Genomic DNA, 15,619 nt, shown 5'->3' with positions numbered 1-15,619 from the left:
GTGATCATTGCATATAGAGGTGTGGCAGGTGAGCGAAGTATCCCGAGAGTCGTTTGCTAAGCGGAACACGCTGGCAATCTTGTCCGTACTGCGTGACTTGAAGAAGAACCAGACGCTGGTCATGGTCAGTCACGCCCGCGGGCAATTTATCAGTAAAATTTTGGACGTAGATTCTGATAACCATCAGTTTTTGTTCGATCTGGGCAGCTCAGATTATGAAAACGGTCTGGCGATCGATGCCGGGACGCTGAACTTTGTCGCGGAACCGACCGGTGCGAAAGTGGAATTTGCCTGCGGTCAGGTACGTCAGGTGACGTACGAAGGTTTGCCGACGTTTACCTGCGATATTCCGCCCGTCCTGTATTTTATCCAGCGCCGCGAGTATTTCCGCGTGAACGTTCCCTGGCTGCCGGATTATCGTTGCAGCGGAAAACTGCCGGATGCGTCAGAGTTTGCCTATCGCGTGCGCGATATCTCTCTCGGCGGTCTTGGGCTGGAAATTGACGGCACAACGCCACCGGAAATGGCTTCCGGCGCGGTGCTGAAAGATTCGCTGATTCAGCTGGCGGAACTCGGCTCGTTCAAGCTGGATTTGCAATACATCGGCTCGATGCCGCGTAAATCTGTCAGCAACAAAGGCGAAACGGTCAGCACGCAGCGGCTGAGTTTTAAGTTTCCGCATTTGTCGCCCGCGCAGGAACGTGATCTGCAACGGGCGATTTTCGAGCTGGAAAAACAGCAACATCTCAAAGCCAGGCGTTTCCAGGAAAGTTAACGTTCAGATCTGAGAAAAACGGCTCAGATAAACATGCCGCCCGACGCTTCTACGCGCTGGGCGTTCATCCAGCCCGCTTCATCGCTGAGCATCAGCGCCACCATGCCGCCGATATCATCTGGCAAACCGGCACGCCCCAGCGCGGTGTTCGCGGAGACAATCTGGTTCACCTGCGGATTATCACGCACCATTCCGCCGCTGAAATCCGTTTCAATCGCTCCCGGTGCCAGAACGTTGGCGGTGATACCACGCGCACCCAGCTCTTTCGCCTGATAACGCGTCAGCACTTCAATTGCGCCTTTCATGATGGCGTAAGCCGAAGAGCCCGGCAGCGCAAACCGCGCCAGACCGCTGGAAATATTCAGAATACGGCCACCGTCGGCCATCAGCGGCAACAGTTTTTGCGTAAGGAAGAACGGCCCTTTCAGGTGGATATTCATCATCAGGTCAAACTGCTCTTCGGTGGTGTCGGTGAACGCTTCATGCAGCCCCACGCCCGCATTGTTGACCAGAAAATCAAAAGTCTTACGCTGCCAGACCTGCTGAAGCTGCGTTTTCACCTCAGCCACAAACGCATCAAACGATCCGGTTTCGCCGGTATTGAGCGCTAATGCCACCGCCTTTCCGCCCGAAGCTTCCACGGTCTGGACCACGGCTTTCGCCGCGTCAATCTGACTGTGGTAAGTGAAAATGACATCAACACCCTTTTTCGCCAGTTTTTCAATGGCATTCCGGCCTAAACCACGGCTCCCACCGGTTACGATAGCGATTTTACGATTCATTTCAGACCTCATTGGCTTTTGGTACGTTTTCGTTGTTTAAAACATAGCCTATTGGACTCCGCTGTAATGATAAATAGTCCATAATGAGTTTCACTGTCTCAGAACCAACAACAATCGGGCAAAATGTGGATAAAATTCAATCAATGAAGGTTTTCGTTCGCGTCGCGGAACTGAGCAATTTTACCCGTGCCGCCGAAAGCCTGGGATTACCCAAAGGCAGCGTGTCGCGGCTGGTCCAGCAACTGGAAATCCGCATGTCCGCCCGTTTGCTGCACCGTTCCACGCGCCGCGTTCAGCTGACGCAGGACGGTCAGGTGTTTTATCAGCGCTGCAAGGAACTGCTTTCCAGCATGGACGAACTCGAATCGATGTTTCAGTCGAACCCGGCGAGCATCAGCGGGCGGTTGCGCGTAGATATGTCGGTCGGCATGGCGACGCATCTGGTGTTGCCGCGTCTGGCGGAGTTTCTGAACCGCTATCCGGCGCTGGAAATCGAACTGAGCAGCACCGATCACCGCGTGGATGTCGTGCGCGAAGGGTTTGACTGCGTGGTGCGCAGCGGCACTTTAAAGGATTCCGGTCTGATCGCCCGTCCGCTGGGGCATCTGAGCGTGATTAACTGCGCCAGCCCCGGTTATCTGCAACGCTACGGCACGCCTGATCACCCCGATCAGCTGGCGCAGCATGCGATGGTGCATTACGAACAAACGCTCGGCAGCCATACGTCTGCGTTTGAATATCTCGACGGCAAGCAGGTGAAAACCGTCAAAAGCGGCGGCGCGGTAACGGTCAACAGCACGGAAACCTATGTTTCTGCCTGTCTGGCCGGTCTGGGGATTATTCAGGCACCACTGATTGGTGTGCGTAACGCGCTGGCGGGCGGCCAGCTGGTGAGTATTTTGCCGCAATTCCGCGCGCCGCCGATGCCCGTGACGCTGGTTTATCCGCACCGCCTGAACCTTTCGCGGCGCGTCAAAGTCTTCATGGACTGGCTGACAGAAATCACCCAAACGTTCATTGCCTGAGCGGTTAAACCCGCCGGACATCGCCCGGACGGCTCAGCCGTCTATACTTAAGGCTGGATGCACTTTTAAGGACAACATGGATCAATGCCCATTATTTCTAAGCAAGAACCGGTAAAACAGGAAAAACCCGCTCCGCTGATTAACATCAAAACCGGCAATTCGACGGTGGATAAAAATATCGGCAGATTTTCGCGACTGGTGGAACACGTTCAGTCCTGGGGCTGGGTCGCGCATTTGCTGCGGGCCACGGAACGTTTCAACGATCGTCTGGGCAGCCAGTTTGGTGCCGCGATCACCTATTTCTCGTTCCTCTCGCTGATCCCGATTCTGATGGTTTCCTTCGCCGCCGTGGGTTTCGTGCTGGCGTCCAATCCGGACCTGCTGGCCGGTCTCATCAATAAAATCGTGAACAGCATCAGTGACCCGAATCTGGCGAATACGCTGAAAAGCACGGTCAACACCGCCATTCAGCAACGTACCGCCGTCGGGTTATCCGGCCTGCTGATTGCGCTGTACTCCGGCATCAGCTGGATGGGAAATTTGCGCGAGGCGATCCGCGCGCAATCGCGTGACGTCTGGGAACGCAATCCGCAGGATCAGGAGAAGATTTACCGCCGCTACATTCGCGATTTTATTTCGCTGACCGGGCTGGTGCTGGCGCTGATCATCACGCTGTCGCTGACGTCTATTGCCGGTGCGGCGCAAAAAACCATTGTGGATGCGCTGGGGCTCGGCGGTATCGAGTGGCTGAGGCCGGTAATGACCAGTATTACGCTGGTGATTTCCATTGCGGCCAACTATCTGCTGTTCCTGTGGATTTTCTGGATGTTGCCGCGCCATAAACCGCGCAAGAAAGCCCTGCTGCGCGGGACGTTGCTGGCGGCGATTGGCTTTGAGGTGATTAAATTCGTGATGACCATGACGCTGCCGAAACTGGCCACCTCACCTTCCGGTGCGGCGTTCGGTTCGGTCATTGGCCTGATGGCGTTCTTCTATTTCTTCGCCCGCCTGACGTTGTTTGTCGCCGCGTGGATTGCCACCGCGAAATACAAAGATGACCCGGTCATGCCCGATCATGGGAAAAAAGGCGCAAAAGCGGCGTCGGGAAACGACAGTGAATACACGCCTGACGACCTCATCGTGCCAGATGAAATGCATATAACCGCCGTTAATTCTGAAAATGAAACCAAGAATCAGTGAATAACACCAGATAGCGCTTCTCACTGCCCTTAAAACCAGAATAACTGACTAATGGCCGTACTTTTATTTCACGGTTTTGCAGTCAGTTACTCTGAATTTGTTCCATTGAGCAAACTTATGATTTGCAAACGGGCGACACCAAAATAGATTCCCCCGATCCCGCCCGAAATGCCGTTTTTGAGCATTTCTCCCTCGTTGAAAACCCGTCTGGCTCTGCATAAGATGCCCTTTCACCACACATTTATTTACAAACCCTCTATTTCATCAACAACAAATAAGAAACACTTATGCAAGCCTCCATCGCTCAAGAATTAGAAGCTGACGCCAATCTGGTGAATCAGAACTCACGCGGAAAAGTCATCGTTGCGTCGCTGATCGGGACGGCTATCGAGTTTTTCGACTTTTACATTTATGCCACCGCTGCGGTGATCGTGTTCCCGCATATCTTCTTCCCGCAGGGCGACCCGACGGCCGCCACGCTACAGTCGCTCGCCACTTTCGCTATCGCCTTTATTGCGCGTCCGATTGGCTCCGCGCTGTTCGGACATTTTGGCGACCGCGTCGGGCGAAAAGTGACGCTCGTGGCGTCCCTGCTGACCATGGGTGTTTCCACCGTTGTCATTGGTCTGCTGCCGACTTACGCGACGATTGGCGTTTTCGCACCGATGCTGCTGGCGCTGGCACGTTTTGGTCAGGGTCTCGGTCTGGGCGGCGAATGGGGCGGCGCAGCATTGCTCGCAACGGAGAATGCGCCACCGAAAAAACGCGCGCTGTACGGTTCTTTCCCGCAGCTTGGCGCGCCGATTGGCTTCTTCTTCGCTAACGGCATGTTCCTGCTGCTGTCCTGGCTGCTGACTGACGAACAGTTTATTTCCTGGGGCTGGCGCGTACCGTTCCTGCTTTCTGCGGTTCTGGTACTGGTTGGCCTTTACGTGCGTGTTTCCCTGCACGAAACGCCGGTCTTTGCCAAAATCGCCAAAGCCGGTAAACAGGTGAAAGTGCCGATTGGCACACTGTTCACCAAATACAAAAAAGCGACCCTGCTCGGCACGTTCATCATGGTGGCGACCTATACGCTGTTCTACATCATGACCGTGTATTCACTGGGTTACGGCACGGCAGCGCAGCCCGTCGGTCTGGGCATTCCGCGTAATGAATTCCTGCTAATGCTGATGATTGGCGTAGTCGGTTTCGGCGTGATGGTTCCGGTTGCCGGCCAGCTGGCGGATAAATTTGGGCGTCGCAAAACGATGATCTGCATTACCTTGCTGATGATTGTTTTCGCACTGTGCTTCCCGACCATTCTCGGTTCAGGCTCGCAGGCGCTGGTGATGATCTTCCTGCTGTGCGGTTTTATGGTGATGGGGCTGACGTTTGGTCCGATGGGCGCGCTGCTGCCGGAACTGTTCCCGACAGAAGTCCGCTACACTGGCGCATCCTTCTCCTATAATGTGTCTTCGATACTGGGTGCGTCCGTCGCGCCGTACATCGCCACCTGGCTGGCAACTCATTACGGGTTGTTCTATGTGGGCGTTTATCTGGCCTTTATGGCAACGCTGACGCTGATCGCGCTGCTGCTGTCCAAAGAAACTGCCCATCAGTCGCTGTAACTGATCCGGACACCGTGCCAGGTTTTTCGCCCGGCACGGTGCCTTCTGCGAAGGTTTCTTATGCGTTTACGACGATTAGTTTTGCCTGTCCTGCTCCTGCTTATCATCATTGCCGCCGCTTTCTGGTATTTCTGGCCCCACTCTTCCAATCCTAACGCCCTGTGGAACATCATCAGCAAAAAATGCGTGCCGAATGAGCGCAGCACGGGAAAACCCGATCCCTGCGCGCAGGTAGATGAACAACAGGGATTTGTGGTGCTGAAGGATTTGAACGGGCCGTTGCAGTATTTACTGATGCCCAGCGCGCGGATCACCGGTATGGAAAGCCCGGCGCTGCTGGAGCCGGAAACGCCGAACTTCTTCAATCAGGCCTGGAATGCGCGGCATTTTATGGCGGATAAATACGGAAAACCGATTGATGACAGCAATATCTCGCTGGCGATTAATTCACAATACGGACGCTCGCAGAATCAGCTGCACATCCATATTTCCTGCCTGTTGCCGCAGATAAAAACCACGCTGGCCAGAGATGGCGCGCAGATGGGTTATAACTGGCAGGAACTGCCGGACAAACTGCTGGGCCACACATATCTGGCGCGTAAAGTAACTCCCGCCGAGCTCAATGAGAAAGGCGCGTTCAGAATTCTGGCGCAAGGCGTGCCGGACGCAGATAAAAAAATGGGCCACTTCGGTATGGCGATGGTCAGCCTGCAAAGCGGTGATTTCCTGCTGCTCGCCAGCGAGCGCGACTTACTGAAACTCAACAACGCCTCGACCGAGGAAATCCAGGACCATAACTGCGCGGTACTGGATCCGGTGCCAGTTTCCTGAAGCGCGCCGCGACTCAAATAAACAACGCGGGAGAGATGCCAAAACGGGCCGCAAGCTTGCCAATATGTTCGACGGTCAGCTTGCGTTCTCCGCGTAAAATCCGTGACACCAGTGATTTCCCACCGATTTCACCGGCAAAATCACTCTGCTTTAAGCCGTACTGATCCATCAGCGTCGCAAGAACGGCAACGCCGCCCGGCAGGGCTTCCATTTCTTCACGAAAGGCGATGACCTGCGGAAGCGTATTTTCGTAAGCCGTGATTTTATTGCTGACAATATCGAGTAAAGGACTGGTCGGATTGTTCATCAACAGGTACTCAACCAGTTCCAGCGCTTTGTGATAATCCTGCTCGCTGGCGTTATCGCCCAGCAGAGGTACGGCGCTGACCAACGCCTCAGTCGCTTTAATGGCTTCATTAATCATTTCTTTTTACCCCGGTGCAAATCGGTAAAACGATCATACTCAGCGTGGGTATAAACCCCTTTAACGTAAAACTTCTGGCTCTCGAAGAAGATCAACGCAATGACCCTGACGTCGTTTCTTGCGATGTTGATAACATAATGTTTATCCAGATATTTGAAGTTATCCAGTGAAGGATAAACTTTCTTAAGCGCCGCCGGGTTTGGAAAATTCCCTTTCTCGATGACCTTCCCGAGATTCAGTAAGTCCGCTTTATATTGCGGAAAACGTACTGCGGCTTCAGCTAAGGCCCGCATTGTAATCAGATGCATTCTTGTTCCATAAGTTGACAACCTGGCAACAGCGTAACACTGCGATACCAGGTTGCCAAGTTGGCAACTTCATTTCTGTTACTTCAATTCCATTATTTCTCTTTCATCTGCTGCAATATCGGGCCGCACTGGTTTTCTTCGTTGTCGCTTGGGGAAATCAGTGCGAGCAACGCGGCAGCCGGGGCGACGACCGCGCCGAGGGCTACGGCGGCGGCGCCACGGGCGATCAGCGGGCCGGGTTTGACACCGGCGTCCGGGTTTTTATACGTGCCGCGAACATACAGCGGTGAACGTAGCGTCAGAATACGCACGCCCTTACTTTCCGGATTGATCGACAAATCCAGACGTTCCGTCGCCATATTGGTGCTGCCGGTGATGTTGATCACCGCATTCTCGGTATCGAACACAAACAACCGTGGCGTCACCAGCCCGTTTTTGACGTTCACGTTGGCGGCGGCGCAATTGATCGCCACTTCGTCATCACCGAACAGTTTGCTGACCACGTAGTTCCCCACGTTCAGCCCGGCCAGTTCCATCAGACCACGGCTGATCACGCCATCGTTGATGAGAATTTTCATGTCGCCGTTGCTGGTGCCGAGCAACGCGGCCACCGAATTCCCGGTACCGGTCAGCGTCGCATCACCATTAAGATCGCCCAGACTGCGCTCCATTGACTGTACGCTCGGCAGCAACTGTTTCAGTTTCAGCTTACGCGCATGAATATCCGCACGTGCCTGCATCGGCGATTTGTCGCCCTCCAGCCGGATGGTGGAATTGAGATTACCGCCCGCCACGCCAAAACGCAGAGGGTCGAGCAGGATTTCGCCGTCGGTGAGTTTCAGGTGCGTACTTAAATCGCTCAGCGGCAGCGATTTACCGTGCTCAATACGTTTGGCGCTGAATTTCACATCCGCGTCCATCACGCGCCAGCTTTTGGTATCAAACTTCTCTACCGGAAGCACTTTGTCAGAAGGCTGACGGGTCGTTTCGCCGCGCTTCGCTTTATCCGTATTGGAATCAGCCCCGATCAGCGGTGCGAGATCGGCAAAGCGCAGCTGTTTGGACACCACGTCGCCGGTCAGTTTTGGCCTTGGTTTGGTGGCCTCATAGGTCAGCGAGCCGTGAATATCGCTGTCGCCAATCTCGCCGTTAAAGTTCTGATAACGGTAAATTGCGCCATTCTTCCCGTGCAATGTCGCCGACAAATGGCCGTCGGTAGAATACGGCGGCGTTTGCGGCAGCAGGACGCCGGTCAGACCGTACAAATCAGACAGCGTCTGCCCGGAGAATTTCAGGCGTAAATCCAGACCGCCAAGATTCATCGGATCCTGCAATGTCCCGGCGACGGCAACGCGGGTTTTTCCCGAACGCACATCCGCCTGTAACGGGAACAGCGCGTCAGGGTCTTTCAGCGCCAGCATTCCGCCAATTTTCCCGCTGCCCGACAGGGATTCACCGTTATATTTACCGTCGACTTTCCAGCCAAATACGTAAGGCGGGGTTTTGGTTTTCGGCGCATTTTTCTTATCGCCGACCACTTCCGTAAACGGCAGCGGTTTACCCAGCGGATCAATCACGGCGCGGAAATCGGCTTTGAGCTTGGCGTCTTTATAGTCAATCTGCCCGCGATCAAACACGATATCGTTGAGGGTAAATGACCAGGCTGACGGCGGCTGCGCAGGGTCTTTGGTGTCGCTGTTAGCGAGATTGAACGTCCAGTTATTTTTGCCGTTATCCAAACGTAGCAGCGAGGCATCCGGCTGTTTCAGCCAGATACGCGGGATCAGCACTTCTTTGTGCAGCAGCGCGAGCGGCGCAATGCTGGCATCGACGCGGGCGAGTTTCACCATCTGCGCGTCTTTTTCGCCGGTCTGAACGTCGGAAGGGTTTCCGAGCACAATATCTTCCGCATGGATGTGAGGCCACGGAACCCACGCGCGCCAGCCCGCTTCATCTTTTTGCCGCGACCAGTCCACGCCTAAATCACCGCGGATCGCGAATTGCCGGTTGAGCTCGGTGCTGACCTTTTGATTTATCGTGGGTTTGAGGCGGTTCCAGTCGAACATCGCGATGAAAATCACGATGGCAATCAACAGAATAACAATCACACCGACAACCCAGGAGATCACTTTACCTGTGCGCGTCATAACGCTGTTCCTTTCAAACAGTTAACGAATCCCAGAGTTTAACCATAGTTGAATTCGTCGCAGCTTGCCGGAAACGGCCTGCATCAGGAAGGATAAAACGTGAAGGAGAGGCAGTAGTAGAGCCTTAAAAATCAGTGCGATGATAATGCATCACACCACATCAACTCACCCGGCATTTTGAGACTTAGCCTCAGCGAGTTAGGTGTGATTCATTATCCTTTGAAATGTATTGGCAGATTATCCAGATGGTCGAAAACAACCGGTCGCGCCAGATAATAACCCTGAGCGGCCAGCGCATCAGAATTACGCACCATCGCCCATTCGGCGGCGGTTTCGACCCCTTCGATAATGACGCCTTTGCTGTAGCGCTTCATGAGCGTCACCAGCGTGTAAAACAGGCGCGAGCCTTCTTCGCTCTGGCCCAGCAGAATAAACAAATCGCGGGCAATTTTGATGTATTCGTAGTGCCAGGTGGTGAAGGAAGAGAAGTTGGCAATGCCCTGACCAAAGTCGTCGAGCCACAACCGGTCGGACTGCTGAATCTGCGATAACGGAATGCTCAGCGCATGCTCAGCACTTTCGACCAGCTCAAAACGGACGTACGGCATCGCGTTGATTTGCGCTTGCAGCGCAGAATCAGACTGCAACACTTCCAGCACCTGACCATCGACGTTGATAGAAGCCAGTAATTCGTTATCGATGAACAGATTTTGCCAGCGCTGCAACAGGTCGAGTTGTTCCTGAACGATTTGCAGGCGTTTACCGACGGCGATCGCGACAAAATATTCTTCGGGCGAAATGAATTTGTGCGGGTTCGCAGGGTGAAAAACCCCGGTCAGCAGTTCAATGCCCAACAGTTTTCCTGTGGTGCGATAAATCGGCTGAAAACGGTACACTCTCTGACATTGACGCCAGTAAGACTGTGCTTTTACGCGTTCGATAGCGGTAAAAGAAGGCGTAATCAGCCCTAACATCATCTTAGTTATCATATTTTTCTGCCGTCATGAATAAGAATCAGATCATCAGGGGACATGCGGCAACATGTGTTGCGTGACTACAAGGTGATTAGTAGCCCGATTTCCTGGCTTTCATTAGTAGAGATATCTATCGGCGCTGCGCGGGGAAACTTTAATCACTCCGCATTTCTCGCCGTTCTGCCCGCATAAAAAACCAAAAAGGCGGGCTGGCGGTTCTTTTCATCCGCTTCTACAGTGGAGAACTGACCTCACGGTATTTCCCTTTTGCTTACCCGATACGGAGAAAAAAATGCCCTACGTGAATATCAAAATCACCCGCGAAGGCGCGACCGCCGAACAGAAAAAAGCGCTTATCGCCGGCGTGACTCAGCTGCTGGTCGATACACTGGGTAAAAATCCGGCCACCACGGTCGTGGTCATTGATGAAGTCGATACCGATAACTGGGGGATCGGGGGCTGCCCGGTGACCGAACTGCGTAAAGAAAGCCAGTAACCTTCCCACGGTGATGCCCCAGGTGGAAGTTCTGCTGCTTCCACTTTTACCCTCCTTTTATTTCATTTTTTCGCTTCCCGCCTAAAAAAATAAAACCTCGTTTTAATTTATTTGACTGACCGCATTCTTATGAAGAGACTAGAGCGCAATAATGACGGTCTTTTCTTTCCTTTCGTTTTAATGCTTCAGACATAGGCCAGGTACAATGACCAGCAAAAACATTGCCGTTATCGGCGAATGCATGATCGAATTGTCTCAGAAAGGCGATGCCCTTCACCGTGGTTTTGGTGGCGACACGCTGAACACGTCTGTTTATATTTCCCGCCAGGTTTCGCCTGAAGTGCTGAACGTTCACTACGTGACGGCGCTCGGCAATGACAGTTTCAGCAATGAAATGCTGGAAGCGTGGCAGCAGGAAGGTGTCCACACCGCGCTGACGCAGCGTCTGGAAAACAAACTCCCTGGCCTGTATGTGATTGAAACGGACAGCACCGGTGAGCGCACGTTCTACTACTGGCGCAACGACGCCGCCGCGCGTTACTGGCTCGACAGCCCGCAATCCGAAGAGATTTGCCAGAAGCTGGCAGAGTTTGATTATCTGTATCTGAGTGGGATCAGCCTGGCAATTCTGAACGATGAAAGCCGTAAACGCCTGATGACGCTGCTGCAAGCCTGTCGTTCACGCGGCGGGAAAGTCATTTTCGACAACAACTACCGTCCGCGTCTGTGGGCCAGCAAAGAACAAACGCAGGCGGCTTACAACGCCATGCTTTCCTGCACGGACATCGCGTTCCTGACGCTTGATGACGAAGATATGCTGTGGGGCCAGAAGCCGTACGACGAAGTGATTGCCCGCACTCACGCGCTTGGCGTCAGTGAAGTTGTGGTAAAACGCGGAGCAGACAGCTGCATCGTGTCCAGCGCCGAAGGCGAACTGCACGACGTTCCGGCGGTTAAATTACCGAAAGAGAAAGTGATTGATACCACTGCGGCGGGCGATTCGTTCAGCGCCGGGTATCTGGCTGTCCGGTTAACCGGCGGCAGCGCAGTGGAAGCCGCCGTGCGCGGGCACGAGACAGCGAGTACCGTGATTCAGCATCGCGGGGCGATCATTCCGGTGGAGTTTATGCCAAACCGGGCATAGGGGCGGTTTTCGCTTGCCAGCGTACGGATGGACCGAGAAGATTTCGGTTTTCGCTTGCAGCGAACGGCCAGACCGAGAAGATTTCGGTTTTTCAATAACAGTTATCACTTAACGACTCGCGCCGAAACCGACCAAAAGAGGGAAGTGCTTTCCCTCTTTTGGATTTCTCCCCGCTTTTTCAACAAGCGCTATCGCTCGCTGGCTATGTTTCAGCCACGACAGTTATTGCCGCGAAATCTTGCCGCTACGCGGTTCCCTTGCTCGGTTTCGAGCCATAGGTCTCGAAACACTTCGCTCGGCAAGCTTTCTGAAAGCGGCCGGAGGCTTATCTAAATTCAACAGCATTCTGTTTTCTTGCTTAACTTCAGGCGAGAAAATTCACTCGTTTTATAATTAACATTCAGTAGTGAGGTTGTGAATTAGAAAGTTTGTGGCCGCTTTCAAAACGACGTCGAGTGAGTGGTGAGAAACAGCGAGAGTGTTTTTTTCGAGCAGGTTCGAACCCGAAGTGAGAGTATCGCGAAGCGGCGGAGTTTGCGGCACTAGCAGACGTTTCTGAAACATAGCCAGCGAGCGATAGCGCGCAGTAAAAAAGACGCGGAGATTCAAAAGAGGCCCCGTCCTGGGCCTCTTTTGTCGGTTTGGGCGCAACAAGCTAAGCGGTCACCGCAATTGAAAAACCGAAACCTACTCGATCAATTTTTACACGATAAATAAGGGCCCACCCCTTATTGAGCAGTCGCCGAAGCCGCAGGGGCATCCGCCGCAGGCGCAACATCAGCCGGTGCCATGATCTTATCGTAAATAGCCCGTAACTCGCCGGCATTCACCTCGGGTTCCCCTTTCGGCTGTGCAATGAGCAACGCCGGGTCCCGCGATAACTGCTGTTTGAGTTCCTGATTCAGTACCGGCAAGGTCAGCGTGGTAAGGAACTGCTGACGCAATTGCTGATATTGCTCAGGCGCGATGTCGACAACGCCATTTTGCTGCGAGCGTAAACGCTGGCTCATCAGTACGTCGGTATCAGTACGCGCGTAAGTGGCGAAAAGTTTGCTCAGCTGATCGTTCTTCTGCGCAATCAGCGCATCAAACTCTGCCTGAGAAATCCCTTTGTCACGCACGACCAGAAGTTCTTCGGAAAGACGCTTGAACAGTTCGGTCAGCTTAGCCTGTGGCGCTTCAATACGGATGGCGCACTGCGCACGCTGATACTGCACGTTGCAGTCAAAACCAAGGCCAGGGCCCGGTGTTGTGGCGTCTTTTTTGCTTTCGAAAGCGCTTTTCAGGGCTTCCTGGAGATGCCAGAACAGCGCTTCGCGGGCCAGATCACTGCGCCAGTAAGCGGCCAGCGCCTGCGAATCCTGAATCGGCTGCCACGCGTTATCCCACATTAATGAGAGACGATCTTGCGTCAGGTTGCCGTCCATCGTGGTCATGGATTTGGTGGTGACTTCCGACAGCGTCGGCAACGTTTGTGGCGTCTGACGGCTGCCTTTCAGCGGCGAGAATGTCCGGTTGATTTGTTCACCCAGCGAGCGGCTGTCGACATTACCCACCACAAACAGCGTCATGGCGTCCGGCGTATACCACTGATGATAAAACTTCGTCAGGGCTTCGATATTGACCGGTTTGGTCGGCAGCTGATCCGGGCTATGCCCCACCAGCGTTGAGCCAACGATACGGGTACGCCACCAGGCATCCTGCGTATTTTGCGGTAATGAACCTACCGGATCCTGCGATTCCTGGCGCGCGGCGCTGACCAGCGCAGGCGTCACGGAGATTTTACCCGCCGTATTCGCCAGCCAGTTCAGCGCATCTTTCAGCAGCTCCGGGCGGTTATTCGGCAGGCTCAGGTTATACATCGTGAAATCATAGGAACTGACCGCGGGCGGCAATGGCCGTTGCGGATTGATACTTTGCTGCCAGAGTGATTGCAGCTCAGACGTGCTGAACCCTTCACTGTGCATCAGCGCCAGACGCGGCAGGAAATGGGCGTAGCCCGCCTGCTGGGCAGATTCTGCCAGCGAGCCGGTGCGTACCACCAGACGTAATTCGATACGATCGCTCGGACGTTGCGGCGTGGTCAGCAACTGCCAGGTAAATCCATTATCCAACTTGCCCTGCTGCCAGGCCGGGTCAGGTTGTAATGCTTCAGCTTGCACATGACTTGCGGCTGCTGCCAGCAACAATCCACCAACGAGTAAACGGATTTTGGTGCCCTGCATGTGAACCCCTACGTAATGACTATCTAATGTTCAAATATGCTGTCCTGCCGGTGCCGGTTGGCGAGCCCACAGGAACTGAATGCGTAAGTTAAGGACGTAAATTACAGCCCTTCGTTAGACCGCGCGTTTTTCGCAATGTCGCGCAGCCCGTGAAAATATTCTGGTAAAAAGCGCCGGAGGTGGCCTTCGGGGGAGTTATTATGAAGATAATCCACCGGTTACATCAAGCAACCGGTGGTTATTAGGGGATTTTGAGCCTAAATAAATGCGTTTTTTGGAACGGTTAGCGATATTTTCATCCGTTCAGAGACCATTATTCAGAAACCTGACGCCGATTTCTCAGCTTCCGTCAGACCTTTCTGACCATTCAGCGTCGCTTTTAACTGGCCTTCGTCCAGCTGATCACACCATTTTGCGACCACGATGGTTGCTACGCCATTACCCACCAGATTGGTCAGCGCACGCGCTTCTGACATGAAGCGGTCAATGCCCAGAATCAGCGCCAGCCCGGCAACCGGTAAATGCCCCACCGCTGACAACGTCGCCGCCAGAACGATAAAACCACTGCCGGTCACGCCCGCCGCCCCTTTCGAGGACAACAGCAGCACAACAATCAGGGTGATCTGATGCCAGATATCCATGTGAGTATTGGTCGCCTGCGCGATAAACACCGCCGCCATGGTCAGGTAAATCGAGGTGCCGTCGAGGTTAAACGAGTAGCCGGTCGGGATAACCAGACCCACCACCGATTTCTTACAACCCAGACGCTCCATTTTATCCAGCATGCGCGGCAGCGCGGATTCAGAGGACGACGTACCCAGCACGATCAGCAGCTCTTCTTTAATGTAGTTAACAAACTTGAAGATGCTGAAGCCGGTGAAGCGGGCGATAAGCCCCAGCACCACGACCACAAACAGAATACAGGTCAGGTAGAAGCATAGAATCAGCTGGCCGAGCTGCACCAGAGAACCGACGCCGTATTTACCAATCGTGAACGCCATCGCCCCGAATGCCCCTAACGGCGCGAGACGCATGATCATATTGATGATGCCGAAAATGACCTGCGAGAAGCTTTCGATGACGTTGAAAATCAGCTGCCCCTTGTGGCCCATGCGGTGCAGCGCAAAGCCGAACAGCACGGCAAACAGCAACACCTGCAAGATATTGCCACTGGCAAATGCGCCGATCACGCTCGACGGAATGACATCCAGCAGGAACGGAATAATGCCCTGGCTCTGCGCCTGCTCGGCGTAAACCGCGACCGCTTTGGCATCCAGCGCCGCCGGATCGACGTTCATCCCCGCGCCCGGCTGGACGATATTCACAATCACCAGACCGATTATCAGCGCCAGCGTACTGACAATTTCAAAGTAGAGCAGCGCGATCGCCCCGGTGCGCCCCACGGCTTTCATGCTTTCCATGCCCGCAATGCCGGTCACTACCGTACAGAAGATGACAGGAGCGATGATCATTTTGATTAATTTAACAAAACCATCACCTAATGGTTTCATTTGAGCGCCGAGATCGGGGTAAAAATGTCCCAGTAAAATACCGAGGGTGATTGCCAGAAGAACCTGAAAATACAGACTCTTGAAGAGTGATTTTTTCATAAATACCCATCCTGAAGTGATTGCGCCGCCTTCTATATTTGTAAGGTCAAAGGTAATGAGCGGCAGCA

At 53.7% G+C, this 15,619-nt stretch carries 14 protein-coding genes; 7 read left to right on the top strand and 7 right to left on the bottom strand.

The genetic code is table 11. The features are described from left to right. Positions 1 to 28 precede the first annotated feature (28 nt). On the top strand, positions 29 to 775 hold the full coding sequence (locus tag KWG64_RS11975; protein ID WP_218522004.1) for a flagellar brake protein: 747 nt from the start codon (positions 29 to 31) through the stop codon (positions 773 to 775). Positions 776 to 798: 23 nt separating this feature from the next. On the opposite strand, the gene KWG64_RS11970 is transcribed toward KWG64_RS11975, so the two are convergent. After that, entirely contained in the window at positions 799 to 1,557 is a 759-nt protein-coding gene (locus KWG64_RS11970; protein ID WP_218522002.1) for an SDR family NAD(P)-dependent oxidoreductase, read from the bottom strand. Between the two features lie 125 nt (positions 1,558 to 1,682). Here KWG64_RS11970 and KWG64_RS11965 point away from each other — a divergent pair, with 125 nt between their 5' ends. The 4 genes from KWG64_RS11965 (at position 1,683) to KWG64_RS11950 (ending at position 6,223) form a co-directional block, all read left to right on the top strand. Continuing rightward, entirely contained in the window at positions 1,683 to 2,582 is a 900-nt protein-coding gene (locus KWG64_RS11965) for a LysR family transcriptional regulator (RefSeq protein ID WP_195826053.1), read from the top strand. An 84-nt stretch (positions 2,583 to 2,666) separates the two neighbouring features. Further along, entirely contained in the window at positions 2,667 to 3,782 is a 1,116-nt protein-coding gene (gene yhjD / locus KWG64_RS11960; RefSeq protein ID WP_218522001.1) for an inner membrane protein YhjD, read from the top strand. A gap of 287 nt (positions 3,783 to 4,069) precedes the next feature. Beyond that, positions 4,070 to 5,392, top strand: coding sequence for an MFS transporter (locus KWG64_RS11955; protein ID WP_218522000.1), 1,323 nt, complete (start codon positions 4,070 to 4,072; stop codon positions 5,390 to 5,392). Positions 5,393 to 5,452: 60 nt separating this feature from the next. Further along, positions 5,453 to 6,223: a CDP-diacylglycerol diphosphatase gene (locus KWG64_RS11950; protein WP_218521998.1), complete on the top strand. Its 771-nt coding sequence runs from the start codon at positions 5,453 to 5,455 to the stop codon at positions 6,221 to 6,223. 13 nt (positions 6,224 to 6,236) lie between these two features. Here KWG64_RS11950 and KWG64_RS11945 read toward each other — a convergent pair whose 3' ends face one another. The 4 genes from KWG64_RS11945 to pdeH form a co-directional block, all read right to left on the bottom strand. Next, positions 6,237 to 6,647, bottom strand: a complete 411-nt coding sequence (locus tag KWG64_RS11945) for a type II toxin-antitoxin system HigA family antitoxin (RefSeq protein ID WP_218521997.1) — start codon at positions 6,645 to 6,647, stop codon at positions 6,237 to 6,239. Continuing rightward, positions 6,644 to 6,955: a type II toxin-antitoxin system HigB family toxin gene (locus KWG64_RS11940; protein WP_104923779.1), complete on the bottom strand. Its 312-nt coding sequence runs from the start codon at positions 6,953 to 6,955 to the stop codon at positions 6,644 to 6,646. The genes KWG64_RS11945 and KWG64_RS11940 overlap by 4 nt, the downstream gene beginning before the upstream one ends. Before the next feature lie 92 nt (positions 6,956 to 7,047). Beyond that, complete coding sequence (locus tag KWG64_RS11935) at positions 7,048 to 9,102, bottom strand: AsmA family protein (RefSeq protein WP_218521996.1); 2,055 nt, start codon at positions 9,100 to 9,102, stop codon at positions 7,048 to 7,050. A gap of 212 nt (positions 9,103 to 9,314) precedes the next feature. After that, entirely contained in the window at positions 9,315 to 10,091 is a 777-nt protein-coding gene (gene pdeH, locus KWG64_RS11930) for a cyclic-guanylate-specific phosphodiesterase (protein WP_195814870.1), read from the bottom strand. 277 nt (positions 10,092 to 10,368) lie between these two features. Between pdeH and KWG64_RS11925 the strand changes: the two genes are divergently transcribed. Continuing rightward, positions 10,369 to 10,572: a 2-hydroxymuconate tautomerase family protein gene (locus KWG64_RS11925; protein WP_218521995.1), complete on the top strand. Its 204-nt coding sequence runs from the start codon at positions 10,369 to 10,371 to the stop codon at positions 10,570 to 10,572. Positions 10,573 to 10,777: 205 nt separating this feature from the next. Beyond that, entirely contained in the window at positions 10,778 to 11,716 is a 939-nt protein-coding gene (locus KWG64_RS11920) for a sugar kinase (RefSeq protein ID WP_218521994.1), read from the top strand. A 728-nt stretch (positions 11,717 to 12,444) separates the two neighbouring features. On the opposite strand, the gene KWG64_RS11915 is transcribed toward KWG64_RS11920, so the two are convergent. Continuing rightward, positions 12,445 to 13,941 carry a pitrilysin family protein gene (locus KWG64_RS11915; protein WP_218521993.1) on the bottom strand — a complete coding sequence of 499 codons (1,497 nt, stop codon included), beginning with the start codon at positions 13,939 to 13,941 and terminating at the stop codon, positions 12,445 to 12,447. 317 nt (positions 13,942 to 14,258) lie between these two features. Then, positions 14,259 to 15,551 carry a dicarboxylate/amino acid:cation symporter gene (locus KWG64_RS11910; protein WP_152323654.1) on the bottom strand — a complete coding sequence of 431 codons (1,293 nt, stop codon included), beginning with the start codon at positions 15,549 to 15,551 and terminating at the stop codon, positions 14,259 to 14,261. Positions 15,552 to 15,619 lie beyond the last annotated feature (68 nt).

The organism is Rahnella sp. PD12R (assembly GCF_019200965.1).
GTDB classification, from domain to species: domain Bacteria; phylum Pseudomonadota; class Gammaproteobacteria; order Enterobacterales; family Enterobacteriaceae; genus Rahnella; species Rahnella laticis.
Note: the sequence above shows the minus strand (reverse complement) of the source record. Positions and strands in the feature narration are given on the sequence as shown.

Bases quoted from the DNA above. Each gene is read 5' to 3' on its own strand.
- KWG64_RS11920 (WP_218521994.1), top strand. From the start codon at position 10,778: ATGACCAGCAAAAACATTGCCGTTATCGGCGAATGCATGATCGAATTG.
- KWG64_RS11935 (WP_218521996.1), bottom strand. From the start codon at position 9,102: ATGACGCGCACAGGTAAAGTGATCTCCTGGGTTGTCGGTGTGATTGTT.
- KWG64_RS11950 (WP_218521998.1), top strand. From the start codon at position 5,453: ATGCGTTTACGACGATTAGTTTTGCCTGTCCTGCTCCTGCTTATCATC.
- KWG64_RS11970 (WP_218522002.1), bottom strand. From the start codon at position 1,557: ATGAATCGTAAAATCGCTATCGTAACCGGTGGGAGCCGTGGTTTAGGC.
- KWG64_RS11940 (WP_104923779.1), bottom strand. From the start codon at position 6,955: ATGCATCTGATTACAATGCGGGCCTTAGCTGAAGCCGCAGTACGTTTT.
- pdeH (WP_195814870.1), bottom strand. From the start codon at position 10,091: ATGATAACTAAGATGATGTTAGGGCTGATTACGCCTTCTTTTACCGCT.
- KWG64_RS11925 (WP_218521995.1), top strand. From the start codon at position 10,369: ATGCCCTACGTGAATATCAAAATCACCCGCGAAGGCGCGACCGCCGAA.
- KWG64_RS11915 (WP_218521993.1), bottom strand. From the start codon at position 13,941: ATGCAGGGCACCAAAATCCGTTTACTCGTTGGTGGATTGTTGCTGGCA.
- KWG64_RS11945 (WP_218521997.1), bottom strand. From the start codon at position 6,647: ATGATTAATGAAGCCATTAAAGCGACTGAGGCGTTGGTCAGCGCCGTA.
- yhjD (WP_218522001.1), top strand. From the start codon at position 2,667: ATGCCCATTATTTCTAAGCAAGAACCGGTAAAACAGGAAAAACCCGCT.
- KWG64_RS11955 (WP_218522000.1), top strand. From the start codon at position 4,070: ATGCAAGCCTCCATCGCTCAAGAATTAGAAGCTGACGCCAATCTGGTG.
- KWG64_RS11910 (WP_152323654.1), bottom strand. From the start codon at position 15,551: ATGAAAAAATCACTCTTCAAGAGTCTGTATTTTCAGGTTCTTCTGGCA.